Origin of the sequence: Promicromonospora sp. NPDC057138 (genome assembly GCF_042670845.1) — a bacterium.
In the GTDB taxonomy this organism is placed as follows: domain Bacteria; phylum Actinomycetota; class Actinomycetes; order Actinomycetales; family Cellulomonadaceae; genus Promicromonospora.
In genome coordinates, this window is sequence record NZ_JBHUUX010000006.1 from 135,578 (window position 1) to 160,558 (window position 24,981).

Below are 24,981 nucleotides of genomic sequence, written 5' to 3' on the forward strand. Positions count from 1 at the left end.
GACCGCCTCCGGCGCGAGATCAATCACAACGCGCGGGCTGCATGGCGGGACGTTCGGCATGGAGGATGTCCGGCATGCGCAATGTCGGCCGGACGGTGCAGTCCTCGATCTACCGCGACGGCCTGTTCGGCCGCCTTCCGCCGGTGCCCACCAGCCCCGACGCGCTCGCCGAGGCCGCCCGACGCCGGATGACCCGCACCGGCTGGTCCTACGTCGCCGGCGGCGCCGGCGCACAGCGCACCGTCGACGCCAACCGCGAGGCGTTCGGCCGCTACCGGATCGTGCCGCGCCAGATGGTCGACGTCGGCGAGCGCTCCCTGGCCACCACCCTGTTCGGGCGCGACCTGCCCGCACCCGTCCTGTTCGGGCCCGTCGGCGCGCTCGAGCTCGCCGTGCAGCATCAGCGTGCCCGCGGCGGCCGGGGCGCCGCGCCCCGCAACGCCGAGCCCGCGCTGGCCCGCGCCGCACGGGACCTCGGCCTGCCCGTCGTCATCTCCTCCCAGGCGTCGGTACCCATGGAGGACACCGCCGCCGTCCTCGGCGACAGCCCCCGCTGGTTCCAGCTCTACTGGTCGTCCGACGACGCCGTCGTCGAGTCGTTCGTCGCCCGCGCCGAGGCGAGCGGCTGCGAGGCCATAGTCGTCACCCTCGACACCCACGTGCTCGGCTGGCGCACCCTCGACCTCGACCTCGGCTACCTGCCGTTCGCCCGCGCCGAGGGCATCGCCCAGTACCTCAGCGACCCCGAGTTCCAGAAGCTGGTCGAGGCCCGGGTCCGGGGCAGGGGACGCGCCGGTGGCGCCGGCAGCGAGCCGGCGGGGCAGGGCGCCGCGACCGGCCGGCCCACGCTCGCCGCCGTCCGCTCCCTGCTCTCCATGGCCCGCCACCACCCCGGCCCCACCTGGCGAAACCTCAGCCAGCCCTACGCGCGCGCCGCCGTCGAGACCTTCCTCGACGTCTTCTCCCGCTCGACCCTGGCCTGGGCCGACCTCGCCTGGCTGCGCCAGCGCACCACCCTGCCCATCCTCGTCAAGGGCATCCAGCACCCCGACGACGCCCACCGTGCCCTCGACCACGGCGCGAACGGCATCATCGTGTCCAACCACGGCGGACGACAGATCGACAACGCCGTCGCCTCCCTCGACGCCCTGGGCCCCGTGGTCGACGCGGTGCGCCGGCACACGCGGGCGCCCGTCCTGTTCGACTCCGGCATCCGCACCGGCGCCGACGTCTTCACCGCCCTCGCCCTCGGGGCCGACGCCGTCCTCCTGGGACGCCCCTGGGTCTACGGCCTCGCCCTCGCCGGAGCCGACGGCGTCCGCGCCGTCACCGAGCACATCCTCGCCGAGCTCGACATCACCATGGCGCTCGCGGGCGTCTCGACGCCGGGGCAGATCGGACGGCAGAACCTGGCGCTCTGACCTAGCCCTCAGACCCAGCCCTCCGGCAGAAGGGTCGGTATGCGATCGTGACCGCGCCGGGCACCCGCCGTTCACCAGTTCCCGGCAGACTGCGGCCATGACCGACGCCGCACCCCGACCCGACGTGCCCGTAGGCTCGGCGCCGCCGACCATGGGCCTGGAGCTGCAGGAAGGCGTGCGGATCCCGCGCCGCCAGGTCGTCTCCTGGGCGCTGTGGGACTGGGGGACCCAGCCGTTCAACACTGTGATCCTCACGTTCGTGTTCACCGCGCTGTATCTGACCACGGAGTCGTTCCTGGACCCGGCCGTCGCGGCGCTCGCCCCGGACGACCCCGCCCGGGTGCGCGGGATCGCCGAGCTGACCAGCGGCCTGGGGCTGTGGAACACGATCGCCGGACTTGCCATCCTCCTGCTCGCACCAGTGCTGGGCCAGCGCGCCGACGCCACCGGCCGCCGCAAGGCCTGGCTGGGCGGAGCCACCGGCGGCATGGTGCTGTGCATGCTCGCGCTGTGGTTCGTCGAGGAGGACCCTGCCTACTTCGTGTTCGGCGCGATCATGATCGCCCTGGGCAGCCTGCTCAGCGAGATCGCCGGCGTCAACTACAACGCCATCATGGTCTCGGTCGCCACGCCGAAGACCGTCGGCAAGGTGTCCGGGCTCGGCTGGGGCCTGGGCTACGTCGGCGGCATCCTGATGCTGGTCCTCGTCGTGATCGCCAACGGCGCCCACTGGTGGGGCATGCCCACCGAGAACGGCCTCGGCTACCGCGTGATCGCGGTGGCCTGCGCGGTCTGGGCCTTGGCCTTCGTGTGGCCGATCTTCGCCTTCGTGCCCGAGCTGCCGCCCACCAAGGGCCGGCCCGTCGTCGGGTTCTTCGCCAGCTACGTGGTGCTGTTCCGCGACATCCTGGGCCTGTGGCACACCTCCCGCCGCACGTTCTGGTTCCTGCTGGCCAGCGCCGTGTTCCGGGACGGGCTGGCCGGCGTCTTCGCCTACGGCGCGATCATCGGCAAGGCGAGCTTCGGGTTCACCACCGACCAGGTGATCGCCTTCGGCATCGCTGCCAATCTCGTGGCCGGCATCAGCACGGTCCTCATGGGCCGCGCCGACGACCGGTTCGGTCCCCGCTCCGTCATCCTCAGCACGCTCAGCGTGATCGTCGTCGCCGGGCTCGGCGTCGTGTTCCTGCGCGACCTCGGGCCGATCGTGTACTGGGTGGGCGGGCTCGTCCTGTCCGCCTGTGTCGGCCCGGCGCAGGCCGCGTCCCGCTCCTACCTCGCCCGCGTGACGCCGGCGGGCAAGGAGTCGGAGATCTTCGGGCTCTATGCGACCACCGGGCGTGCGACCTCCTGGATGTCGCACGGCGTGTGGACGGTCGTTGTCGCCGCTACGGGCGCGACCATCTGGGGCACCCTCGGGATCGTCGCCGTGGTCCTCTTCGGCCTCGTCCTGATGTGGTTCGTGCGGGAGGCACCGCTCGCCGACGCGTGATGGCGGTCAGCGGGCCGTCCGCCGCCGTGCGCCCCGCAGCCACTCGTGGAGCCGGACCAGGTCGGCCAGCGGGCCCAGGTGCCGCAGCTTCTCCGGGTTGATCACGCCCCGGATCGCCCTCAGCTGTCCGCCGGACACCTCGAACGACCACGTGCCGATCAGGCCGCCGCCGACGGCGTCGTCCGCCACGATCAGCAGGCCAGGCCCGCCGCCCACGAGGGCGCGCTCGAAGTGGATCGGCGCGCCGCGCCGCATGAAGCCGGCCAGCGCCCGCGCGACCGCCACCTGGCCGGCGACCGGCCGGACTATCGACATGCCCGGCGGGACGTTGCCGCCGCTGTCGCCCGTGAGCACGACGTCCTGGGCGAGCAGCTCCAGGAACGCGTCTACCTCGCCCTCCTCGCACGCCGCGAGGAACCGGGTCACGAGCTGCTCGGCCCGCGCGCGGTCGTCCCGTACTCGGGCCTCCCGCACCCGGTCGTCGCGCGCCGTGCTGTGGGGTGCCTTGTTGTCCTGTGCCTTGTTGTCCCCGCCCGACGTCGCCCGGTGGCCGACGTCGCCGCGCTGCCGCGCGATCCGCCGCCGGGCACGCGATGCGAGCTGCCGCGCTGCCACCTCGCTCGTGCCGATGATGTCGGCCGCGTCGCTGTGCGGATACCCCAGCACGTCGTGCAGCAGGAACGCCGCGCGCTCGGTCGGCGTCAGGGTCTCCAGCAGCACGAGGAACGCCGTCGAGAGATCGTCGGCCAGCTCGGCGTGCGCCGCGGCGTCGGGCGGCGCGGCCGCCATCGCGACCGGGAGGTTCGCCTGTGCGGGACCGACCAGGGGCTCGGGCAGCCATTCGCCCACGTAGGACTCACGCCGCACCCGGGCCGACCGCAGGACGTCGATGGCGATCCGCGTCGTCACCGTCGTGACGAACGCGTCGGGGTTGCGCACGCCGTCCGCCTGGGAGAGCCGGGTCAGCGCCTCCTGCACGACGTCCTCCGCCTCGGCAACGCTGCCGAGCATCCGGTAGGCGACCGAGAAGGCGAGAGGACGCAGACGGTCCAGGGCCGTGCCGTCGAGGCGAGCGCCGTCGTGGTGAGCAGAGGGGGCGTCGGGACCTGTCATGAGGACATGCTCTCGCGTCATACCCCGTAGACGAGATGCGGCTGCGAAACGTGACAGTCCTCGCCCGATCCGCCGTCCGACCAGCCCTGTACCGCACCTCACCGGGTCCGTACCCTGCAGCGGTGAGAACAACCGCGCTCCTGCTGCGCTTCCTCCTCGAGCTCGCCCTGATCGCGTCCGCCGCCTACCTGGGCTGGACACTGGCCGACGGCGGCTGGCGACTCCCGCTCGCCGTCCTCGCCCCGGCCGTCGTCATCGCGCTCTGGGGGACGTTCCTCTCGCCCAAGGCCCGGGTCACCGTTCCCGGGTGGGCACGGGTGACGCTCGAGGCGCTGCTCTTCGGCGGCACCGGATACCTGATCTGGCAGACCGGAGCGCCGACGACGGGGGCGGCGCTCGCGGCGCTGTGGGTGCTCGACCGGGTGGTGCTCGCCCTGACCGAGGGAGCGCCCAGTGCGCTGGAGGCGAACGGGCGCGGGATCGCCTGAGAGCGGGGTCCTGGTCGCGGCGGGCCTCGTCAGCGTGAGCGCATGGCGTCGATCTCGTCGCGGCGGAACAGGATGATGCGGTCCAGGACGTCGTCGGGCAGCGGATGCTCCGGCGTGAACCGGACCGTGCCTTTCGACGTCGAGAAGCCGGCGAGGTCCGGGGCGAGCGCCTCGATCGCGGGCGGGCTGAACGGGTACAGCCCGATGTGCTGCGCCGTCGCCCGCGCCGAGACGAGCGGGCTGCCGCGGTAGCGCAGGGCGGCCATGCCGTAGCTCACGCCTTCCTCGGCGTCGGGGACCAGCTGGATCGCCCGGGCCCGCACGTGTTCGACGGCGTCCCGCGCCGCGCCGTCGAGGCTCGCGATGTATTCGGTGAACTCGTCCATGGGCACAGCCTCGCGAGAACGGGCGCGGCGCGCGAGGGGTGCGCGAACGAACGGACCCGCTGCCACATCGGGGCCGTCAAGCGCCGCGGACCTGTCCGGAAGCTGGTGTCGGAGGCCGCCACCTGACCTGTGCGTGCGCTCACGGCACCGGCAGCAGCGCCTCCGCCCGTGTCCGCCCGGCCAGAGCGACGGCTCCTGCCGCCAGCAGCCCAGTGAGCCCGAGCACGACGGCGTACGCGGGCAGCCCCGCGACGTCGTACAGCGCCCACAGGAGCGCTCCCGTCGCCGACGACGCGATGGCCGCCGCCACGGCGTCGGCCACCTGCAGCGCCGACGACGCCGAACCCTGTTCGTGCGGCGCAGCGAGCTCGAGCGTCAGCACCGACAGCGTCGGGTAGACCAGACCCATCCCGCTCCCGGACAGCACCCAGAACGCCATCCCGAACCCGGCCGGCACGTCCGGGAGCACGAGGATCGCCGTACCGACCATCCCGAGGGCCAGCAGTCCGCCGCCGAGCCGCACGTAGCCGGCGTGGCTCAGGTGCAGCAGGTCGCGCCCGCGCACCCACGACGCGCCGGACCAGCCGAGCGCCCCCACCGTCAGGATCAGCCCGGCGCCACCGGGGCTCAGGTGCCGCTCGTGCACCAGGAGCAGCGGCAGCAGCACCTCGGCACCCGTGAACGCCCCCGACACCAGCGCCCGCACCGACACGACAGCCGGCAGCCCGCGCCCGGCCCGCAGCACGCCGAAGGCGAGGCGCAGCGCGTGCCGCACGGGCCGCTCCGGCTGCCCGACGGCGGTGGCACCCCCCGCGGCCGCGCCGTCCGCAACCGTGCCGGCCGCGACCGCGCCGCCCTGGGCCGCCGTCAGGCCCGGCCGCATCAGGATCGCCGCCGGGACGGTGAGGACCGCCGCGCCGAGGAGCACCCAGCGCCAGCCCACGTGGTCCACGACGAGCCCGGCCAGCCCCGGCCCGACGATGGCGGGCACCACCCACGCGGCGGCGAACGCCGAGAACACAGCCGGGTGCCGCTGGGCGGGGAACACGCGGGCCACCAGGACGTACAGCGCGACGCCGAAGAGGCCGTTGCCGACGCCCTGCACCGCGCGTCCGGCGATGAGGGCGCCCATGCCGGTCGCCGTCCCCGCGACGACGAGCCCGGCCACGAAGAGCGCCACGCCGGTCCACATCGCCGGCGTCGGGCCGCTGCGGTCGCACCAGCGGCCGGCCACCAGCATGCCGACGACGCTGGTCGCGAACGCCACCGCGAACGCGAACGTGTAGTACCGCAGCCCGTCGAGGTCGACGGCGACCGTCGGCATCGCCGTCGACACGGCGAGGGCTTCGAACGCGCCGAGCGAGCAGAGCGCGACCATGCCGGCGAGGACGAGGCGCTGCGCGCCACGCCCGAGCGCTCCCGGAGTCGCCGGCCCAGGGGATGGTGTGGGGGACGGCGCGGAGGAAGGCGCGGGAGAAGACAGGGGAGACGTCACGGAAGATGGTAGGGCGGGCGACCCTGTAGGCGACCCTGCAGGCGACCCTGCAGGCGACCCGGCGGACGACGAAGACGACTCGGCGGACGGAAGCGTGGCGGTCACACCAGCACCACCTTGCCGGTGGTGCGGCGCTCCTCGAGCTCGCGGTGGGCCCGGGCGGCCTCGGCGAACGGGACGCGGTGCGTCGCGACCCGCCACCGGCCGGAGGCGGCGTGGGCCAGGGCGCGCTCCTGGTAAGGCCGCTGGTCGCCCATCGGGGGAGCGTCCGGTCCGACGGCGTAGCGCACCTCGACCGGCGACTCGATCTGCTCCGCGCCCGCCCACGAGGTGTACCGGTTCGGGGCACCGGACGCCCAGCCGTACGCGACGAGCCGCCCGCCCGCGCCCGGCGCGCCATCTCGCAGCAAGCCGGTCGCGGCCGTGCCGAGGTCGCCGCCCACGCCGTCGAACACGAGGGTCGCGGGCGAGGGCCCGAGGGCCGCGCGCGCCGCATCCGTCCAGCCGGGTGCGGAGTAGTCGACGAGCGCGAGCCGGCCGGCGCCGGGCACCTCGCCGGGCACCTCGCCGGACTGCGCGCCGGCCGTGCCGGACACCAGGTCCTGGAGCACCTTCAGCTTCGCGTCGCCGCCTGCCAGAGCGACGACGCGCGCACCGGCGTGCAGCGCCTCTTGCACAAAAAGTGTGCCAAGCCCGCCTGTCGCACCCGTCACGACCACGACGTCGGCCGCGGTCATGGCCGCGATGTCGAGGGTGTAGACGGCCATGCGGCCCGTGCCGATCATGGCTATCCCGTCGGCCGGGTCGAGGGGAGCGCCGTCGGGGCCGTCGGGGAGCGCGTGCAGCTTGTCGGCGCCGACGACGACGCGCCGGGCGTACCCGCCGCCGTCGGGCACCGCGCCGAGGTGTGCGGCCACCGGCCGCCCGATCCAGGAGACGTCGACCCCGGGTCCGACGGCGGACACCGTGCCGCCGATCTCGCGGCCGGGGACCGTCGGGAGGGTCGGCAAGGGGAGCGGCGGGCCGGCCTCGCCACGGCGGAGGCTGGTGTCGAGGAGGTGCACGCCGTGCGCTACGGCGTCGACGAGCACCTCGCCCGGACCGGGGACGGGGTCCGGAATCTGCTCGAGGATGAGGACCTCGGGCGGCCCGAAGGTGTGGTGTCTGATGGCGTCCATGCCGTCATCCTCTAACCTGAACCAAAGTTGAGGTCAACTGACCCGCGTCGGCCGCTTTCCCGGTGTCGGCCGACCCGATCCAGCGACAGCCGTAGGAGGCCGCTTCATGGACGCACCCAACCCGTCAGTCCCCTGGGACCGCGACGAGCTCACGGTCGGTGACCTGGCCGCCCGCAGCGGCGTGACGGTGTCCGCGCTGCACTTCTACGAGCGCAAGGGGCTGATCGCGAGCCGGCGGACGTCGGGCAACCAGCGGCGCTACCGGCGCGAGACGCTGCGCCGGGTCGCGTTCATCCGGGTGTCGCAGCGCGTCGGGATCCCGCTCGCCGACGTCGGCGCGGCGCTCGACACCCTGCCCGGCGACCGCACGCCCACCGCCAAGGACTGGCGCCGCATCTCGCGGGCGTGGCACGAGGACCTCGACGCGCGGATCGAGCAGCTCTCCCGGCTGCGCGACCACCTCACCGACTGCATCGGGTGCGGCTGCCTCTCGCTGCGCCGCTGCGCGCTGACCAACCCGCACGACGAGCTCGCCGAGGCCGGCCCCGGCCCGCGGACGCTCCTGGTGGAGGGGCTGGAGCAGCATGACGAGCCGTGAGCAGGACGGCGTGTGAGCGGACCGGGTGGGGCAGGACGGGGTGAGCGCAGGCGCGTGACAGCGGCGGGGCGCGTCGCCCGTTAGGCTCGCGGACATGGCTTCCGCACTGCCCCGCGTCCTCGTGCTCAACGGTCCGAACCTCGGTCGGCTCGGCGTCCGCGAGCCCGAGATCTACGGGCACGCCTCGATGGCAGACCTCGAGATTGCCGCCGCGAAGTGGGGCGAGGAGCTCGGGCTGGAGGTCGAGGTGCGGCAGACCGACGGGGAGTCGGAGCTCGTCGGCTGGCTCCACGAGGCGGTCGACGCCGGCGCGCACGTCGTGCTCAACCCCGCGGCGTTCACGCACTACTCGTACGCCCTGCGTGACGCCGCCGCCCAGGTCACCACGGCGGACCTGCTCCTGGTCGAGGTGCACCTCTCCAACCCCGCGACGCGCGAGTCGTTCCGGCACTACTCGGTGGTGGCCGGCATCGCGACGGGCACGGTCGCGGGATTCGGGTTCGACTCCTACCGGCTGGCGCTGTCGGCGATCGCCGGGAAGCTGGGGGCGCAGTAGCCCAGCCGGACGGCGCCCCTGCGAACTGTTGCGTATCGGCGACGGTACAGGTCAGCGGCCGGCGAGAGATGGCCAGGGGGCAATTCAAGCCAACAGACTTGAGAACAACAAATCAAGGGTGCTGTCTTGATATTCACCGGTCGCGTGCCTACGATTGACCGGTGATTGTCCTGACGGTCGACCAGCGCGGCTCGACGCATGCGGAGGACCGTGTCCCCGCGGTGCTCGAGCACCTGGCGGAGTGGGTCCGCGGCCGGGACGGGATGGTCGTGTCGTTCGCCCGGACCGTCGGCGACGAGGTCCAGGGCGTCCTCGCCGCTTCGGATGCCGGGGCGCAGCTCGCCGTGGATCTCACGCTCGCCCTCCTGCGAGACCAGGGGTGGAGCGTCGGCATCGGGGTCGGCCCCGTGGAGCTGCCGCTGCCCGAGGTGTCACGCGAGGGGCGGGGTCCAGCGTTCTACCGCGCCCGCGATGCGGTGGAGCGCGCCAAGAGGCGGGCCCGGGGCACGTCGGTCGCTGTCGAAGGGCCGGAGGGTCCAGTTGGCGCGAACCGGGCAAACGAGATTGAATCGCTCCTGCGACTTCTCGGGGCAGTTCGCGCACGTCGGACCCCCCAGGGCTGGGAAGTCGTCGACAGGCTCGCCGAGCTGGCCGACAAGCCCGGCAGGCAGAAGATTGCCGCGCAGTCGCTCAAGGTCAGCGAGCAGGCAGTGAGCCAGCGGGTCCGTGCGGCCCTGTGGCAGGAGGAAGAGGGCGTGCGTCCCGTCGTGGTCCGGCTGCTCGCCGAGCTCAGCGGCTGGATGGGCGGGGAACGAGACGACGCAAGCGACGAGCTGAGGGGAAACGCCACGCCGTGACCTGGGAGATGCTGGAGAACATCGACGGGTGGAGCTGGGTCGCGGCGGTAGCGATCTGGCTGATCACCCTGCTGCTGAGCGTCGTCGTGGGCTCGTGGGTGGTGCCATGGGTGCTCCGGCAGGCAAGCGGGGGAGACCTGCCCTGGGCGCGCTACCAGCCGCCGATCCTCCCGCAGTCGCTGGAGCCGGGCGGCGACGGTGCCGAGGCGCCCGGGCCGGGCGAGGCGGGAGGCAGCGAGCCGCCGTCGGGCACCATGAACCCCGAGGCCATGGAGATCCTGCGCGGCGGCGCGTGGCTCGGGGTGCTCGAGCGCCTGGCGATCACGGGCTCCCTGCTCGCCGGCTACCCGTACGGGATAGCGGTGGTGGTGGCGATCAAGGGCCTGGGCCGATACGCGGAGCTGCGTGATCAGCCGATCGCGTCGGAGCGGTTCGTCGTGGGTACGCTCGCCTCGCTCATCTGGTCGGTCGCGGTGGGACTCTTCGGGCTCATCGCGATCAACGCGCTGGTGGGCTGAGCCGTCCGTTACAGCGTGTCTGTGAACTGTGGGTGTTCACGGACACCGCCCTTCTCGGGCGTCCTCCGATTCAGGCCGCGCGTTCGGTCTGAGCTGGGGTTCCTGCGTCGTCCGGGCTGGTTCCACCCACACGAATGTGTGGGCCAGTGCCGTCCCGTCGGCAGGCATTGATCACGGGGCCGGCTGCTTGACGGTCCCCGACCCGGGCTTCACCACTCCCCACACCGTCTGTGACGGCACGGGCGTGGTCCTCGGCCCAGGCGGCGAGGTTAGCGGCGGCATTCAGATCCCGGTCCAGGACCAGCCCACAGTGACCGCACGTGTAGGTGCGGTCCTTGAGTGTCAGGTCCTTGCGCAGGGTGCCGCAGGACGAGCAGGTCTTGGACGACGGAAACCACCGATCCGCTACTACGACCTGCCCGTTACGCCAGTGTTGTTTGTAGGTGATCTGGCGGGCCAGCTCACCCCACGCCGCATCACCAACAGCACGCGCCAGGCGCCGGTTGGACATGATGCCGGTGATGTTCAGGTCCTCCAGCACCAACCGGTCGTGTGTCTTGACCAGCTGATTGGAGACCTGGTGCAGGAAGTGCTGCCGGGTGTCCCGCACCCGGACGTGATGCTTTGCCAGACGCGCGGCGGCCTTGCGGCGGTTCGTGGACCCGCGCTTCTTCCGCGACACGGCGCGGGCCAGACGCCGCTGCTGACGCAGTCGGGTGGTCAGGATCTTGGGCGCCTGGACGCGCAGGGTTTCGGTCCCGTCCCGGGTTCCGGCGACGACCAGGTCGCGCAGCCCGCGGTCGACGCCCACCGACCCGGTCGCGTCGGCGTCCGGGTCCCGAGCAGGGTGCTGGACAGCGGGGTGCGGGTCGGCGGCCTCGACTGTGACCGAGATCCACCATCGACGGGCGCCGCGGGTGACGGTGGCCTGCAGGATCCGGGCTCGCCCCGTGCTGATCATCCGGCGCAGGCGGCGAGTGTCCTCTCGGACCTGGATGCTGCCAATCCTGGGCAGGGTCATCGACCGCGGACGGCCCCCGGTCCCGACCCGGATTGAGGCGTGTCCGCCGGTGGTCTTGTTGCGCATCCGGAACGACCCGCCCGCGTGGTTCTTCTTCTTGAAGCGGGGGTGCCTGATCACGCGGCCCTTGCGCTTCCCGGCCCTGGAGTCGGTCCATGCGGCCAGGCCCCGGCTGAGGTCGACGGCTGCTTCCTCGGACACCTGTGCGGACACCTCGCCCCGCCACGCCAGCCCGGTCACTTCGACCTCGGCGACACCCTCACCCGTGACCAAGAACTGCCTTCCCGCGGCCTCCGACACCTTCCACCGATTGAACGTGTTGATCAAGCTGAACCGCGACCACGGCACCGCGTCGCGGGCCTGGTCCACGGCGTCGGCGTCAGCACCGCGATCAATGAGGGTGCGGTGGCGTTCGCGGGCGTCCACGTGTAGCCGCAGGCACTGGTTGTACGCGAACCGTGCCGCACCCGCATGGCGGGCGAGCGCCACCGTCTGCTCGACCGTGGGGTCGAGGCAGAACCGGAAGGTGGTGTGCCGAGCCATGCCCCGAACGCTAGACCGAGACACTGACGACCCGAACCAGGACACAATCCAAGTTCACACCTTGTTAGACTTGGCCGCTGCTGCTAGACCCCCCGCTTGATCACCCCAGCCGCCGGCCCCTTGTCGGCGTGCCCTGGGTACACCTTCACCGACACAGGAAGACGAACGTGGCTACCTCCAACGACATCAAGAACGGCACCGTGCTCCGGATCGACGGCAACCTCTGGTCGGTCATCGAGTTCCAGCATGTCAAGCCGGGCAAGGGTGGAGCGTTCGTCCGCACGAAGATGAAGAACGTGCTGTCCGGCAAGGTCGTCGACAAGACGTTCAACGCCGGGATCAAGGTCGAGACGGCCAACGTCGACCGCCGCGACTTCCAGTACCTGTACATGGACGGCGAGGACTTCGTCTTCATGGACAACGACACGTACGACCAGGTGAACGTGCCGGCCGCGACCGTCGGCGACGCGAAGGACTACATGCTCGAGGGCATGAGCGTCATGCTCGCCTCGAACGACGGCACGCCGCTGTACATCGAGCTCCCGACGTCCGTCGTCCTGGAGATCACCTACACCGAGCCGGGCCTGCAGGGCGACCGCTCCACGGGCGGAACCAAGCCGGCGACGCTCGAGACGGGCGCCGAGATCCAGGTCCCGCTGTTCCTCGAGCAGGGTGTCAAGGTCAAGGTCGACACGCGCACGGGTGACTACCTCGGCCGCGTCACGGACTGACACGCAGCAGCTTTCCCGCAGGTTTCGTAGCAGAGTTTGATCAGCAAGCTCGAGTAGCAGAGAGAGACCATGGGCGCACGCACCAAGGCGCGCAAGCGCGCCGCCGACATCCTCTTCGAGGCGGAGCAGCGGGGCATCGACCCGCTGAAGCTCCTCGCCGACCGCGTGGCCGTACCCCACACCGAGGCGGCAGTGCCGCAGTACACGGTCGAGATCGTGGAGGGCGTGGTCGCTCACCGCGACCGCATCGACGAGGTGCTGGAGACCTACTCGCAGGGCTGGACCCTGCAGCGGATGCCTGCCGTCGACCGCGCACTGCTGCGGATCGGCTCGTGGGAGGTCCTCTTCAACGACGAGGTGCCCGACGCCGTCGCGGTCGACGAGGCGGTCGACCTCGCGGGCGACCTGTCCACCGACGACTCGCCGGCCTTCGTGAACGGCCTGCTCGGCCGGGTCAAGGACCTGAAGCCGACTCTCCTCGCATGATGCCGGCATCACTGCCGGCGTAAGCCCGCAGCACGCGTGAGCACCGGTCCCGGCGCTGAACCGTTCGACGAGCGACGTCTGCTCGTCGCCCTGTTCGGCGCCGGGACCGCTGCGTTCGCGCAGCTCTACGCGCCGCAGGCCGTCCTGCCCGACGCCGCCCGCGACCTCGCGACGTCCGCCTCCGCGGCCGCGCTGCTCGTCTCCGCCGCCACCCTCGGCCTGGCGGTGGGCGTGCTGCCCTGGGCGTGGGTCGCCGACCGCGTCGGGCGGGTCCGGGCGATGACCGTGGCGATGCTCGGCGCGACGGCGGTCGGCCTCGCGATCCCGTTCGCGCCGTCGTTCGGCCTGATCGTCGCCGGGCGGGCCGTCGAGGGTCTGCTCGTCGCGGGCGTCCCCGCCGTCGCCATGGCTTACCTGACCGAGATGCTCACCGAGACGGGTGGAGCGTCGGTGGTGCCGCGCGCCGCCGGAACCTACGTGGCGGGGACGTCGATGGGCGGCCTCGTGGGGCGGCTGGTCTCGGGCGGTGTCGCCGAGCTCTTCGGCTGGCGCGCCGGGGTAGGCGCCGTCGCAGTGGCCTGCCTGGTCGCGGCGGGGGCGTTCGTCTGGCTGGCGCCCCGGGACCGCGTGGTGCGGGACGGCGGGCAGGGCGACGGGAAGCGCGACGGGCAGGGCGGCGGAGAAGACGGCGAGCTGAACGACAGGGCCTCGCGTCGCGATGCCGACGGCTCTCGGCGCCTCGGGCGGCTCCGCGCCCTGCTCAGCCCACGCCTGCTCGTGCTCGACGCCCAGGGCCTGCTGCTCATGGGCGGCTTCGTCGCCGTGTACAACTTCCTGGGCTTCCGCCTGGCCGACGAGCCGTTCGGCCTGTCGTCCGGCGTGGTCAGCCTCGTGTTCCTCGCTTACCTGGCGGGGACCTGGTCGTCGGCGCGGACGGGCCGCCTGGTGGTCCGGCACGGGCGGCGCCGGGTGCTGATCGCCTCGACCGGTGTGATGGCGGCCGGGGTGGCGGCCACGCTGTCCGGGTGGCTGCCGGTGGTGCTGGCGGGCCTGGTCGTCCTGACGGCGGGATTCTTCGGGGCGCACGCGGTGGCCAGCGGGTGGACGCCGGTCGCGGCGCCCCAGGCCCGGACCCAGGCCGCGGCGGTCTACAACCTGGCGTACTACGCGGGATCGAGCGTGTTCGGCTGGCTCGGCGGCATCGGGTTCGCGCTGGCCGGCTGGCCGGGGACCGTGGGGATGGTGCTGGCGCTCGTCGCCGTCGCCGCGGGATCGGCGGCGGCGGTGCTGCGGGACTGACGGCGTCGGCTCGGAAGAGCACTGCGGTCGCGTCCGCCACGGGTGGTCCGTGCAACACAGTCCTGTGCAACTCGAAGGTTGCACATCGGCCCGCGATGGGGCAGGGTGGATGTGCAACCGGTTGGTTGCGCTCCTGTCCACGAATGTCCACGAAGCCGTTGGAGGATCCCATGACCACCACACAGCCCCGCGCGACCATCGACCTCGAGGCGCGGTCCGTCACCCGCACGATCCGCGTCGCCGCCGGCCCGGACGCCGTCTGGCGCGCCATCTCCGAGCCCGAGCACGTCGCCGGCTGGTTCGGCGACGGGTGCGAGACCGACGACGGCGGGCCGCTCGCCGCCGGCACCCGCGGCCGGCTCCACTTCGACGGCTATGGCTGGTTCGCGTTCGAGGTCATGCGGGTGGACCCGGGCCGCCTGCTGGCCTACCGCTGGGGCCAGTCGCCGGACGAGCCCGAGCGCATGACCGAGGCGGAGTTCACCCTGCGGCGCGACGGCGACGGCACCTACCTCACCGTGCACGAGACCGGCTTCAGCGGCGCTACCGAGAACGACGTGCGCACGGCCCTGGACGGCAACCGCGAGGGCTGGGACAGCGAGCTGGACGAGCTCGTCGAGTACGTCGAGTCCCGGGCGTGGTGAAGGTGCCACTAGAAGTGACACAAGGTGTGACACAAGGTGTGCCACAGGAGGTGCCACAGGAGGTGTCACAGGCACGAGCGTCGGCCGCGGCATCCGCGCAGTCGCCCGTCGCCGCGTTCGTCGCCCTCGCCGACGAGACGCGCTGGGCCGTGCTCGAGGCCCTGGCGGACGACGACGCGGAACATGACGCGGCCGGCGCCGGAGGGCTCACGGCGTCGGCACTGGCGGGACGCCTGCCGGTCACGCGGCAGGCGATCGCCAAGCATCTCGCGGTCCTCGAAGGCGCCGGCCTGGTCGAGTCGCGGATGGTGGGCCGCGAGCGCCGGTATCGCGCCCTGGGTGCGGAGCTGACGGCGCTGGGCCGGCGGCTCGAGCGCATCGGGGACGCGTGGGAGGCGCGGCTGGGTCGGATCGCGACCATCGCGGAGGACCTGGAGCGCGGCTGACCTGTGCTCGTATCGAGGTCGGCAGTCCGCATCGAGATCGGTCCAGCGCTGGACCGATCTCGATGCCAGTTGCCGACCTCGCTGCCAACTGCCGACTTCGACGGCAGGACTCGGCCCCGACCGCGCGCACCACTCCATACCCAGGCGAGCACCCGGCAAGGGCAGGCGCCGGGCGTGCGCAGCGACGGGCCGCCCCGGTGTGAGCAACACCGCTCCGGCGGGCGTGGGCCTCGGCGTCCGGCACGGGTCCGGCGGGTTAGGGTGGTGGCTGTCAGACTCCCTTTAATCCCGTCCTGTGAGGCGGAGAAGGAGGTCGCCAGATGAATCCTGGCAGCCGCATGCCCGCATCCAGCACACCATCGAGCCCGCCGACGGCAGCACGGACGGTGCTCGGCGAGGCCGACATCGCTCGCGCGCTGACCCGCATCGCTCACGAGATCGTCGAGCGGAACAAGGGCGCCGCCGACCTGCTGCTCCTCGGCATCCCGACGCGCGGCGTCCAGCTCGCTCACCGGCTGGCCGAGCGCCTGGCGCAGATCGAGCCCTCCTTCAGCGGCGAGTACGGCACGCTCGACGTGACCATGTACCGCGACGACCTGCGCCGTCAGCCGACCCGCGCCGTCGGGCAGACGGTGCTGCCGGGCAGCCTGGATGGCACCATCGACGACAAGGTCGTCGTCCTGGTGGACGACGTCCTGTTCTCCGGCCGCACCATCCGCGCCGCGCTCGACGCCCTGAACGACCTGGGCCGTCCCCGCGTGGTGCAGCTCGCCGCCCTGGTGGACCGCGGGCACCGTGAGCTCCCGATCCGCGCGGACTACGTGGGCAAGAACCTGCCCACCTCCCGCAGCGAGCGCGTGCGGGTCCGCCTGTCCGACGTCGACGGCGGGGCCGACTCCGTGGTGATCAGCGGGGTCTCGACAGGCTCGACCAGCGAGGGCTCGACCGGCGAGGGCTCGAGCAATGAGGACGGGGGCGCGTCATGAAGCACCTGCTGACCACCCAGGGCCTGTCCAAGGACGACGCGATCCTGCTGCTGGACACCTCCGCGCAGATGGCGGCCACCCAGTCCCGCGAGAACAAGAAGCTGCCGACGCTGCGCGGGCGCACCGTCGTGAACCTGTTCTACGAGGACTCCACGCGCACCAGGATCTCGTTCGAGACGGCGGCCAAGCGCCTGTCGGCGGACGTCATCAACTTCTCGGCCAAGGGCTCCAGCGTGTCCAAGGGCGAGTCCCTGAAGGACACGGCCCTCACCCTGCACGCCATGGGCGCCGACGCCGTGGTTGTGCGGCACTCGGCGTCGGGCGCGGCGCACCAGCTCGCCCACGCGGGCTGGCTCGACGCCGGCGTGCTCAACGCGGGCGACGGCATGCACCAGCACCCGACGCAGGCGCTGCTGGACGCGTTCACGATCCGCCGGCACCTGGTGGGCAACGTTGGCGAGGACGGCCGGGGCATCGACACCTCGGCCGGTGCCGACCTGGCCGGCATACGCGTGGCGATCGTCGGGGACGTGCTGCACTCGCGCGTGGCTCGCTCCAACGTGTACCTGCTGCACACCCTGGGCGCCGAGGTGACGCTGGTCGCGCCGCCGACCCTGGTCCCGGTGGGCGTCGAGACGTGGCCGTGCCGCGTCTCCTACCACCTGGACGAGACGCTCGAGCAGTGGCAGCCGGACGCCGTCATGATGCTGCGGGTGCAGCGCGAGCGGATGTCGGGCGGCGCCGGCGGTGCGTTCTTCCCGAGCCCCATGGAGTACAGCCGGAAGTTCGGGTTCGACGCCCGCCGCCTCGCGGTGCTGCCGGACCACTCGATCGTGATGCATCCCGGGCCGATGAACCGCGGCCTGGAGATCTCGGCGGCCGCCGCCGACCATCCGCGGTCGGTGATCGTGGAGCAGGTGGCGAACGGCGTCGCCGTCCGGATGGCCGCCCTGTACCTGCTGCTGTCGGGCGATGACAGCGCGGGCAGCGACACGACCAGCACCGCGAAGACCAGCACTGACGAGAGGAACGCCCTGTGAGCACCCCTTCAACCACGGCCTACGTCCTGCGTGGGGTGCGTCCCTACGGCACGGACCCGGTCGACGTCGTGCTGGCGGACGGCGTGATCGCCGCGATCGGCGCCCCGGGCACCGTCGAGCTGGGGTCGGGCGAGGTGCCCGCCGACGCGGTCGAGATCCAGGCCGAGGGCAGCGACGGCGGCGAGGGAACGGGCCTGGTGCTCCTGCCCGGCCTGGTCGACCTGCACACCCACCTGCGCGAGCCTGGCCGGGAGGACGCCGAGACGGTGTTCTCCGGCACCCGGGCCGCCGCGGCCGGCGGGTTCACCGCGGTGCACGCCATGGCGAACACGACGCCGACGCAGGACACGGCGGGCGTCGTCGAGCAGGTGTACCGGCTGGGCCAGGAGGCCGGCTGGGTCGACGTCCACCCCGTCGGCGCGGTGACCGTGGGCCTGGGCGGCGAGAAGCTCGCCGAGCTGGGCGCCATGGCCGACTCCGCCGCCCGCGTCCGGATCTTCTCCGACGATGGCAAGTGCGTGCACGACCCGGTCCTGATGCGCCGCGCGCTGGAGTACGTCAAGGCGTTCGACGGCGTCGTGGCCCAGCACGCGCAGGAGCCCCGCCTGACCGAGGGCGCGCAGATGAACGAGGGCATCGTCTCCGCGCAGATCGGCCTGACGGGCTGGCCCGCTGTGGCCGAGGAGTCGATCATCGCCCGCGACGTGCTGCTGGCCGAGCACGTCGGCTCGCGCCTGCACGTGTGCCACCTGTCCACCGCGGGCTCGGTGGAGATCATCCGCTGGGCCAAGGGCCGTGGCATCAACGTCACCGCCGAGGTGACGCCGCACCACCTCGTCCTCACCGACGACCTCGCCCGCGACTACGACCCGGTGTTCAAGGTGAACCCGCCGCTGCGCACCGCGAAGGACGTCGAGGCGGTCCGCGAGGGCCTGGCCGACGGCACCATCGACATCGTCGCCACCGACCACGCGCCGCACCCGGTCGAGGACAAGGACTGCGAGTGGGCGTCGGCCGCGTTCGGCATGACCGGCCTGGAGACGGCGCTGTCCGTGGTCCAGCAGACCATGGTCGACACCGGCCGCATGACCTGGGCCGACGTCGCCCGCGTGCTCTCGGAGAACCCCGCCCGGATCGGCCGGATCGACAAGGATCACGGAGGGACCCAGGGCCGGCCGATCGCCGTCGGCGAGCCCGCCAACCTGACCCTGGTCGACCCGGCCGCCACCCGCGCCATCGACGGCCGCACGCAGGTCACGGCCAGCGACAACACGCCGTTCGCGGGCATGGAGCTGCCGGGCCGCGTGGTCGCGACGTTCCTGCGCGGCCGCGCGACGGTGCTCGACGGCGCGGTCGTCGACCGTCCCGCCGGTGCACCCGCCTTCGAAGGAGCCACCCGATGAAGATCCTCGCCATCGCCGTGCTGCTCGCCCTCGCGATCTTCCTGGTGCTGTACGTGACCCTCATCGGCCGACGTCGGCTCGCGCAGCGCACCACCACCCTCGTGCCGGTGCCGCCGCCCGTCCCGGGCGGTGGTGTGGGCCCGGTGCGGTTCGGCCCCCTGGAGGCTGTCTACGTCTCCACCACGCTGCACGGCGACTGGCTCGCCCGGGTGGGCGCGCACGGCCTGGGCGACCGGTCGAGCGCCCTCGTCTCGGTGCATGACGGCGGCCCCGGGTTCGACGGCCCCGGGTTCGACGGCGGAGTCCTGATCGAACGCGACGGCGCCCAGGACCTGTGGGTGCCCGTGAACGCGATCCGTAGCGCGGGCCTCGCCCCGGGCATGGCGGGCAAGTACGTCGGCGCCGACGGCCTGGTCGTCCTCACCTGGGCGGTCCCCGAGGCCGACGGCGTCGCGGCGGCCCTGGTCGACACCGGCCTGCGCACCCGGCGCGCCGAGGACCGCGGCGGCCTCGTGGACGCCGTCCGGCACCTGCTCGCGGCACAGCAGCCCCAGCAGGCACAAGAGCCCCAGCAGCCCCAGCAAGCTCAACACCCTCAGCAGTACCCGTACCAGCAGGAGGCCCGGTGACCACCCCGATGACACCCCCAGCGACGACCCCCGTGGCTACGACTGGCGCAGCCGCCTCGGCAGCACTCGTCCTCGAGGACGGCACGACCTACCGCGGCCGGGCGTACGGCGCCACCGGCACCACGTTCGGCGAGATCGTGTTCTCCACCGGCATGACCGGCTACCAGGAAACGCTGACGGACCCGTCCTACCACCGGCAGATCGTCGTCATGACGGCCCCGCACGTCGGCAACACGGGCGTGAACGACGAGGACCCCGAGTCCGGCCAGATCTGGGTCTCCGGCTACGTGGTCCGCGACCCCGCGCGGCGCGTGTCGAGCTGGCGCGCGCAGCGCTCCCTCGGCGACGAGCTCGCCGGGCAGGACGTCGTTGGCATCTCCGGCGTCGACACCCGCGCCCTGACCCGTCGCCTCCGCGAGGAGGGCGTGATGCGCGCCGGCATCTTCTCCGGCGAGGACCTCGTCCGGGGCGGCTACCCGCGCCCCGTCGAGGAGCTCGTGGCCGAGGTGCAGGCCTCCCCGCAGATGGCGGGCGCCGACCTGGCCCGCGAGGTCTCCACCACCGAGGCCTACACGGTCGAGCCGGCCACGGTGAACCCTGCCGAGTTCGAGGGCAGGACGCCGGTCGCCACGGTCGTCGCCGTCGACCTCGGCATCAAGACCATGACGCCGGTGCGCCTGGCGGAGCGCGGTGTGCGCGTCGTCGTCGTGCCGCAGGCCTCCACCATCGCCGACGTCGAGGCCGCCCTGCCGAGCGACGGCACGCCCGTCGGCGTGTTCTTCTCCAACGGCCCCGGCGACCCGGGCGCCGCCGGCCACGAGGTCGAGCTGCTGCGCGCGGTCCTGGACCGGGGGATCCCGTTCTTCGGCATCTGCTTCGGCAACCAGCTCCTGGGCCGGGCCCTCGGGTACGGCACCTACAAGCTCGGCTACGGGCACCGCGGCATCAACCAGCCGGTGCTCGACCGCACCACCGCGAAGGTCGAGGTCACCGCGCACAACCACGGCTTCGCCGTCGATGCGCCCCTGGACGAGGAAGGCTCCCTCGCCCCGCACGACGGCGGCCGGTACGGCCGCGTCGTCGTCTCCCACGTCGGGCTGAACGACCAGGTGGTCGAGGGCCTGACCTGCCTCGACCTGCCCGCCTTCTCCGTGCAGTACCACCCGGAGGCGGCGGCCGGCCCGCACGACGCCGCCTACCTGTTCGACCGGTTCGTCGGCCTCATGACGAACCCCGCGGCGTGGCCGCCTGCCATCAAGTCCCAGATCAACACCGAGGAGAACCACTGATGCCTCGCCGTACCGACATCTCCTCGGTCCTGGTCATCGGGTCCGGCCCGATCGTCATCGGCCAGGCCTGCGAGTTCGACTACTCCGGCACCCAGGCCTGCCGGGTCCTGAAGGAGGAGGGCCTGCGCGTCATCCTGGTGAACTCGAACCCGGCCACGATCATGACCGACCCCGAGTTCGCGGACGCCACCTACGTGGAGCCCATCACCACCGAGGTCCTCACCACGATCATCGCCAAGGAGCGCCCCGACGCCCTGCTGCCCACCCTGGGCGGCCAGACGGCGCTGAACGCCGCCATCGCGCTCGACGAGGCCGGGGTGCTCGAGAAGTACGGCGTCGAGCTGATCGGCGCCAACATCCCCGCCATCCAGAAGGGCGAGGACCGCCAGCAGTTCAAGGACGTCGTCGAGAAGTGCGGCGGCGAGTCCGCGCGCTCCGAGATCGTGCACTCGATCGACGAGGCCCTCAAGGCGGCCGAGATCCTCGGCTACCCGATGGTCGTGCGCCCGTCCTTCACCATGGGCGGCCTCGGCTCCGGCCTGGCCTACGACGAGGCGGACCTGCACCGCATCGTCGGGCAGGGCCTGCACTACTCGCCCACCACGGAGGTGCTCCTGGAGGAGTCCATCCTGGGGTGGAAGGAGTACGAGCTGGAGCTCATGCGCGACCGCAACGACAACGTCGTGGTCGTCTGCTCCATCGAGAACGTCGACCCCGTGGGCGTGCACACCGGCGACTCCGTGACCGTCGCGCCGGCGCTGACGCTCACCGACCGCGAGTACCAGAAGCTGCGCGACATCGGCGTCGCCGTGATCCGCGAGGTCGGCGTCGACACCGGCGGCTGCAACATCCAGTTCGCCATCGACCCCGACAACGGGCGCATCATCGTCATCGAGATGAACCCCCGCGTGTCCCGCTCCTCCGCGCTGGCCTCCAAGGCGACCGGCTTCCCGATCGCGAAGATCGCCGCCAAGCTCGCCGTCGGCTACACGCTCGACGAGATCCCGAACGACATCACCAAGGTCACCCCCGCCAGCTTCGAGCCCACGCTCGACTACGTGGTCGTCAAGGTCCCGCGGTTCGCGTTCGAGAAGTTCCCCGCCGCCGACGACACGCTGACCACCACCATGAAGTCCGTCGGCGAGGCCATGGCGCTCGGCCGCAACTTCACCGAGGCCCTCGGCAAGGCCCTGCGGTCCATCGACAAGGGCGGCGTGCAGTTCCACTGGGACGGCGACGCCCCGTCCGGCGCCGCGCTCGCCACTCTGCTCACGGAGATCGAGCGGCCCACCGAGGGCCGCATGGTCGCCGTCCAGCAGGCGCTGCGGGCGGTCGCCACCGGTGGGACCACGCTCGAGCAGGTCTTCGAGGCCACCAAGATCGACCCCTGGTTCCTCGACCAGATCCAGCTCGTCAACGAGGTAGCGGCCGACGTCGCGGCGTCACCCACCGTCACCGAGGACATCCTGCGGCACGCCAAGCGGCACGGCCTGTCCGACGCCCAGATCGCGCGCCTGCGCGGCATGGGCCCCTCCGGCGAGGTCACCGTCCGCGAGATCCGGTACGCCCTCGGCGTCCGCCCGGTCTACAAGACCGTCGACACCTGCGCCGCCGAGTTCGCGGCCAAGACCCCCTACCACTACTCCAGCTACGACTCCGAGACCGAGGTCGCGCCCCGCGAGCGCGAGGCCGTGATCATCCTCGGCTCCGGCCCCAACCGCATCGGCCAGGGCATCGAGTTCGACTACTCCTGCGTGCACGCGACGCTGGCCCTGAAGGACAAGTACGAGACCGTCATGGTCAACTGCAACCCGGAGACGGTCTCGACGGACTACGACACGTCCGACCGCCTGTACTTCGAGCCGCTGACCTTCGAGGACGTCCTGGAGGTCTACCAGGCCGAGCTCGCCGCCGGTCCGGTCAAGGGCATCATCGTGCAGCTCGGCGGGCAGACGCCGCTGAGCCTCGCGCGGCGCCTCGCGGAGGCCGGCCTGCCGATCCTCGGCACCAGCCCCGAGGCCATCGACGCCGCGGAGGACCGCGGCATCTTCGGCCAGGTCCTGCTGGACGCCGGCCTGCCGGCCCCGGCCTTCGGCACGGCCCGCTCGCTGGCCCAGGCGCGCGAGGTCGCGGACGGCATCGGCTACCCCGTGCTGGTGCGCCCCTCCTATGTGCTGGGCGGCCGCGGCATGGAGATCGTCTACAGCGAGGAGCAGCTCACCGGGTACGTCGAGCGCGCCCTGGAGGCCGCGGCGGCGACGCATGCCGACTCCGGCGCGCACGGCACCCTGGCCGCCCCGCTGCTCATCGACCGGTTCCTCGACGACGCGATGGAGATCGACGTCGACGCCCTGTTCGACGGCGAGGAGATGTTCCTCGGCGGCGTCATGGAGCACATCGAGGAGGCCGGCATCCACTCGGGCGACTCGGCGTGCGTGCTGCCCCCGGTGTCGCTGAGCGAGACCGAGATCGCGCGCATCCGCCGCTCCACCGAGGCCATCGCGCGAGGGGTCGGGGTGCGGGGCCTGCTCAACGTGCAGTACGCGCTCGTGAGCGACGTCCTGTACGTCCTGGAGGCCAACCCCCGCGCGTCGCGTACCGTGCCGTTCGTCTCCAAGGCGACGGGGACGCCGCTCGCCAAGGCCGCGGCCCGCGTCATGGTGGGTGAGTCCATCGCGGACCTGCGTGCCGAGGGCCTGCTCCCCGAGCACGACGGCGCTACGCTCGACCTGGGCGCGCCACTGGCGGTCAAGGAGGCGGTGCTGCCGTTCAAGCGGTTCCGCACCCGCGAGGGCCTGGTCGTCGACTCGGTGCTGGGGCCGGAGATGCGCTCCACCGGCGAGGTCATGGGCTTCGACAAGGACTTCCCGCACGCGTTCGCCAAGTCGCAGGCCGCGGCGTTCGGCGGGCTGCCGACGTCGGGCACCGTGTTCGTGTCGGTGGCCGACAGCGACAAGCGGCACGTCGTCTTCCCGGTCAAGCGCCTGGTGGAGCTGGGCTTCAAGGTCCTGGCGACGGAGGGCACGGCCACGGTGCTGCGCCGCAACGGCATCGAGGCCACGGTGGTGCGCAAGCACACCGAGGGTCGCGGGCCGGACGGCGAGCTCACGGTGGTGGGGCTGATCACCGAGGGGCTGATCGACCTGGTGGTGAACTCGCCGTCTGGCCAGGGCGCCCGCGCCGACGGCTACGAGATCCGGGCGGCCACGACGGCGGCCGACAAGCCGATCGCGACCACGGTGGACCAGCTCGCGGCGGCGGTGCAGGGCATCGAGGCGGTGCTGGCCGGCCCGTTCGAGGTCGCGAGCCTGCAGGAGCACACGGCGGCGACGGCGGCCCGGCTGGCTGCGGCGAAGCTGGTGGGCGCGTGAGCGGCACCCAGCCCTCGTTGGTCGAGCCCGTCGAGACCCTGCCGTTCGGCGCCCGGCTGGCCGCCGCGATGGACGAGCACGGTCCGCTGTGCGTGGGCATCGACCCGCACGCGTCGCTCCTGCAGGCCTGGGGCCTGCGGGACGACGTCGACGGGCTGCGCGAGTTCTCCCTGCGGGTGGTGGACGCGCTCGGCGGCAAGGTCGCGGCGTTCAAGCCGCAGGCCGCGTTCTTCGAGCGGCACGGCTCGCGCGGCGTCGCGGTGCTGGAGGAGGTGATCGCGGCGGCGCGGGCGACCGGCGCGGGCGGCCCAGGTTCCGGCGGCCCAGGTTCCGGCGGTACGGCCACGCTGACGATCGTGGACGCCAAGCGCGGCGACATCGGCTCCACGATGGGTGCCTACGCCGAGGCGTTCCTCGCGGACGGCTCGCCCCTGGCCGGGGACGCGCTCACCGTGTCGCCGTACCTCGGGTTCGGCTCGCTGCAGCCCGCCGTCGACCTGGCCGCCGCCACGGGCCGCGGGCTGTTCGTGCTGTGCCTCACCTCCAACAAGGAGGGCTTCGAGGTGCAGCACGCGCGCACGGAGGGGCCGGAGGGCGTGCTCGGCGGCACGGTGGCGGCCCTGATGGCGGCGCGCGCCGCCGTCCTCAACGCCGGGGCGGAGCCCATGGGTTCGGTCGGCCTCGTGGTGGGCGCGACCATCGGCGACGCGGTCGGCGCGACGGGGACCGACCTGGTGGCCGTCAACGGACCCCTGCTGGCCCCCGGCGTGGGCGCGCAGGGCGCGGGGGAGCGGGAGCTCGCCACGACGTTCGGAGACGCCCGGCGGAACGTGCTGGCGTCGTCGTCCAGGGCGGTGCTGGCTGCCGGACCGGACCCGGATGCGCTGGTGAGGGCCGCACGAGCGGCCGCGAAGGAGGCGACGACCGCCTTGCGGAGCTGAAACTCGTCAGCCGGACAAAGCGCCCTCGATCCTATGGATCGGGGGCGCTT

The 24,981-nt window shown here is 72.5% G+C and carries 24 protein-coding genes; 19 read left to right on the plus strand and 5 right to left on the minus strand.

The window, feature by feature from the left end:
• The first annotated feature begins 74 nt into the window (after positions 1–74).
• The gene (locus ACFT2C_RS06415; RefSeq protein WP_377206189.1) at positions 75–1,421 is read left to right on the plus strand and encodes an alpha-hydroxy-acid oxidizing protein; all 1,347 of its coding nucleotides are present in this window, start codon (positions 75–77) and stop codon (positions 1,419–1,421) included.
• Positions 1,422–1,518: 97 nt separating this feature from the next.
• Positions 1,519–2,913: an MFS transporter gene (locus ACFT2C_RS06420; protein ID WP_377206190.1), complete on the plus strand. Its 1,395-nt coding sequence runs from the start codon at positions 1,519–1,521 to the stop codon at positions 2,911–2,913.
• Between the two features lie 6 nt (positions 2,914–2,919).
• On the opposite strand, the gene ACFT2C_RS06425 is transcribed toward ACFT2C_RS06420, so the two are convergent.
• Complete coding sequence (locus ACFT2C_RS06425) at positions 2,920–4,026, minus strand: sigma-70 family RNA polymerase sigma factor (protein WP_377206191.1); 1,107 nt, start codon at positions 4,024–4,026, stop codon at positions 2,920–2,922.
• Between the two features lie 122 nt (positions 4,027–4,148).
• Here ACFT2C_RS06425 and ACFT2C_RS06430 point away from each other — a divergent pair, with 122 nt between their 5' ends.
• Positions 4,149–4,514, plus strand: a complete 366-nt coding sequence (locus ACFT2C_RS06430; RefSeq protein ID WP_377206192.1) for a YrdB family protein — start codon at positions 4,149–4,151, stop codon at positions 4,512–4,514.
• 29 nt (positions 4,515–4,543) lie between these two features.
• Here the strand turns inward: ACFT2C_RS06430 and ACFT2C_RS06435 are convergent, their stop codons facing one another.
• The 3 genes from ACFT2C_RS06435 to ACFT2C_RS06445 all read right to left on the minus strand — a co-directional run bounded on the left by ACFT2C_RS06435 (position 4,544) and on the right by ACFT2C_RS06445 (position 7,573).
• Positions 4,544–4,900, minus strand: coding sequence for an iron chaperone (locus ACFT2C_RS06435; RefSeq protein WP_377206193.1), 357 nt, complete (start codon positions 4,898–4,900; stop codon positions 4,544–4,546).
• Positions 4,901–5,039: 139 nt separating this feature from the next.
• The gene (locus tag ACFT2C_RS06440; protein WP_377206194.1) at positions 5,040–6,278 is read right to left on the minus strand and encodes an MFS transporter; all 1,239 of its coding nucleotides are present in this window, start codon (positions 6,276–6,278) and stop codon (positions 5,040–5,042) included.
• Positions 6,279–6,496: 218 nt separating this feature from the next.
• Positions 6,497–7,573 (minus strand): alcohol dehydrogenase catalytic domain-containing protein, encoded by a 1,077-nt coding sequence (locus ACFT2C_RS06445; RefSeq protein WP_377206195.1) that lies wholly within the window; start codon positions 7,571–7,573, stop codon positions 6,497–6,499.
• A 106-nt stretch (positions 7,574–7,679) separates the two neighbouring features.
• Here ACFT2C_RS06445 and soxR point away from each other — a divergent pair, with 106 nt between their 5' ends.
• The 4 genes from soxR (at position 7,680) to ACFT2C_RS06465 (ending at position 10,102) form a co-directional block, all read left to right on the plus strand.
• The gene (gene soxR, locus ACFT2C_RS06450) at positions 7,680–8,171 is read left to right on the plus strand and encodes a redox-sensitive transcriptional activator SoxR (RefSeq protein WP_377206196.1); all 492 of its coding nucleotides are present in this window, start codon (positions 7,680–7,682) and stop codon (positions 8,169–8,171) included.
• Between the two features lie 94 nt (positions 8,172–8,265).
• Complete coding sequence (locus ACFT2C_RS06455; RefSeq protein ID WP_377206197.1) at positions 8,266–8,727, plus strand: type II 3-dehydroquinate dehydratase; 462 nt, start codon at positions 8,266–8,268, stop codon at positions 8,725–8,727.
• Positions 8,728–8,888: 161 nt separating this feature from the next.
• Complete coding sequence (locus ACFT2C_RS06460) at positions 8,889–9,584, plus strand: SatD family protein (RefSeq protein ID WP_377206198.1); 696 nt, start codon at positions 8,889–8,891, stop codon at positions 9,582–9,584.
• Positions 9,581–10,102 carry a hypothetical protein gene (locus tag ACFT2C_RS06465; protein ID WP_377206199.1) on the plus strand — a complete coding sequence of 174 codons (522 nt, stop codon included), beginning with the start codon at positions 9,581–9,583 and terminating at the stop codon, positions 10,100–10,102. Before ACFT2C_RS06460 ends, ACFT2C_RS06465 begins: the two co-directional genes overlap by 4 nt.
• A gap of 70 nt (positions 10,103–10,172) precedes the next feature.
• On the opposite strand, the gene ACFT2C_RS06470 is transcribed toward ACFT2C_RS06465, so the two are convergent.
• Positions 10,173–11,666, minus strand: a complete 1,494-nt coding sequence (locus ACFT2C_RS06470; RefSeq protein WP_377206200.1) for an RNA-guided endonuclease InsQ/TnpB family protein — start codon at positions 11,664–11,666, stop codon at positions 10,173–10,175.
• A 167-nt stretch (positions 11,667–11,833) separates the two neighbouring features.
• Between ACFT2C_RS06470 and efp the strand changes: the two genes are divergently transcribed.
• The 12 genes from efp to pyrF all read left to right on the plus strand — a co-directional run bounded on the left by efp (position 11,834) and on the right by pyrF (position 24,931).
• Complete coding sequence (gene efp, locus ACFT2C_RS06475; protein ID WP_377206201.1) at positions 11,834–12,397, plus strand: elongation factor P; 564 nt, start codon at positions 11,834–11,836, stop codon at positions 12,395–12,397.
• A gap of 69 nt (positions 12,398–12,466) precedes the next feature.
• Complete coding sequence (gene nusB / locus ACFT2C_RS06480) at positions 12,467–12,883, plus strand: transcription antitermination factor NusB (RefSeq protein ID WP_377206202.1); 417 nt, start codon at positions 12,467–12,469, stop codon at positions 12,881–12,883.
• A gap of 36 nt (positions 12,884–12,919) precedes the next feature.
• Positions 12,920–14,182, plus strand: coding sequence for an MFS transporter (locus tag ACFT2C_RS06485; protein WP_377206203.1), 1,263 nt, complete (start codon positions 12,920–12,922; stop codon positions 14,180–14,182).
• Positions 14,183–14,352: 170 nt separating this feature from the next.
• Positions 14,353–14,826, plus strand: coding sequence for an SRPBCC domain-containing protein (locus ACFT2C_RS06490; RefSeq protein ID WP_377206204.1), 474 nt, complete (start codon positions 14,353–14,355; stop codon positions 14,824–14,826).
• A gap of 62 nt (positions 14,827–14,888) precedes the next feature.
• Positions 14,889–15,272 (plus strand): ArsR/SmtB family transcription factor, encoded by a 384-nt coding sequence (locus ACFT2C_RS06495; protein WP_377206205.1) that lies wholly within the window; start codon positions 14,889–14,891, stop codon positions 15,270–15,272.
• Between the two features lie 320 nt (positions 15,273–15,592).
• Positions 15,593–16,258 carry a bifunctional pyr operon transcriptional regulator/uracil phosphoribosyltransferase PyrR gene (pyrR, locus tag ACFT2C_RS06500; protein ID WP_377206206.1) on the plus strand — a complete coding sequence of 222 codons (666 nt, stop codon included), beginning with the start codon at positions 15,593–15,595 and terminating at the stop codon, positions 16,256–16,258.
• Positions 16,255–17,298 carry an aspartate carbamoyltransferase catalytic subunit gene (locus ACFT2C_RS06505; RefSeq protein ID WP_377206207.1) on the plus strand — a complete coding sequence of 348 codons (1,044 nt, stop codon included), beginning with the start codon at positions 16,255–16,257 and terminating at the stop codon, positions 17,296–17,298. Before pyrR ends, ACFT2C_RS06505 begins: the two co-directional genes overlap by 4 nt.
• Positions 17,295–18,701, plus strand: coding sequence for a dihydroorotase (locus ACFT2C_RS06510; RefSeq protein WP_377206208.1), 1,407 nt, complete (start codon positions 17,295–17,297; stop codon positions 18,699–18,701). Before ACFT2C_RS06505 ends, ACFT2C_RS06510 begins: the two co-directional genes overlap by 4 nt.
• Positions 18,698–19,330 (plus strand): hypothetical protein, encoded by a 633-nt coding sequence (locus ACFT2C_RS06515; RefSeq protein WP_377206209.1) that lies wholly within the window; start codon positions 18,698–18,700, stop codon positions 19,328–19,330. Before ACFT2C_RS06510 ends, ACFT2C_RS06515 begins: the two co-directional genes overlap by 4 nt.
• Positions 19,331–19,338: 8 nt before the next feature.
• A complete protein-coding gene (gene carA, locus ACFT2C_RS06520; protein WP_377206233.1) occupies positions 19,339–20,619 on the plus strand; it encodes a glutamine-hydrolyzing carbamoyl-phosphate synthase small subunit in 1,281 nt (426 codons plus the stop codon).
• Positions 20,619–23,990: a carbamoyl-phosphate synthase large subunit gene (gene carB / locus ACFT2C_RS06525; protein ID WP_377206210.1), complete on the plus strand. Its 3,372-nt coding sequence runs from the start codon at positions 20,619–20,621 to the stop codon at positions 23,988–23,990. Before carA ends, carB begins: the two co-directional genes overlap by 1 nt.
• Positions 23,987–24,931, plus strand: a complete 945-nt coding sequence (gene pyrF / locus ACFT2C_RS06530) for an orotidine-5'-phosphate decarboxylase (RefSeq protein WP_377206211.1) — start codon at positions 23,987–23,989, stop codon at positions 24,929–24,931. Before carB ends, pyrF begins: the two co-directional genes overlap by 4 nt.
• The last annotated feature ends 50 nt before the right edge of the window (positions 24,932–24,981 follow it).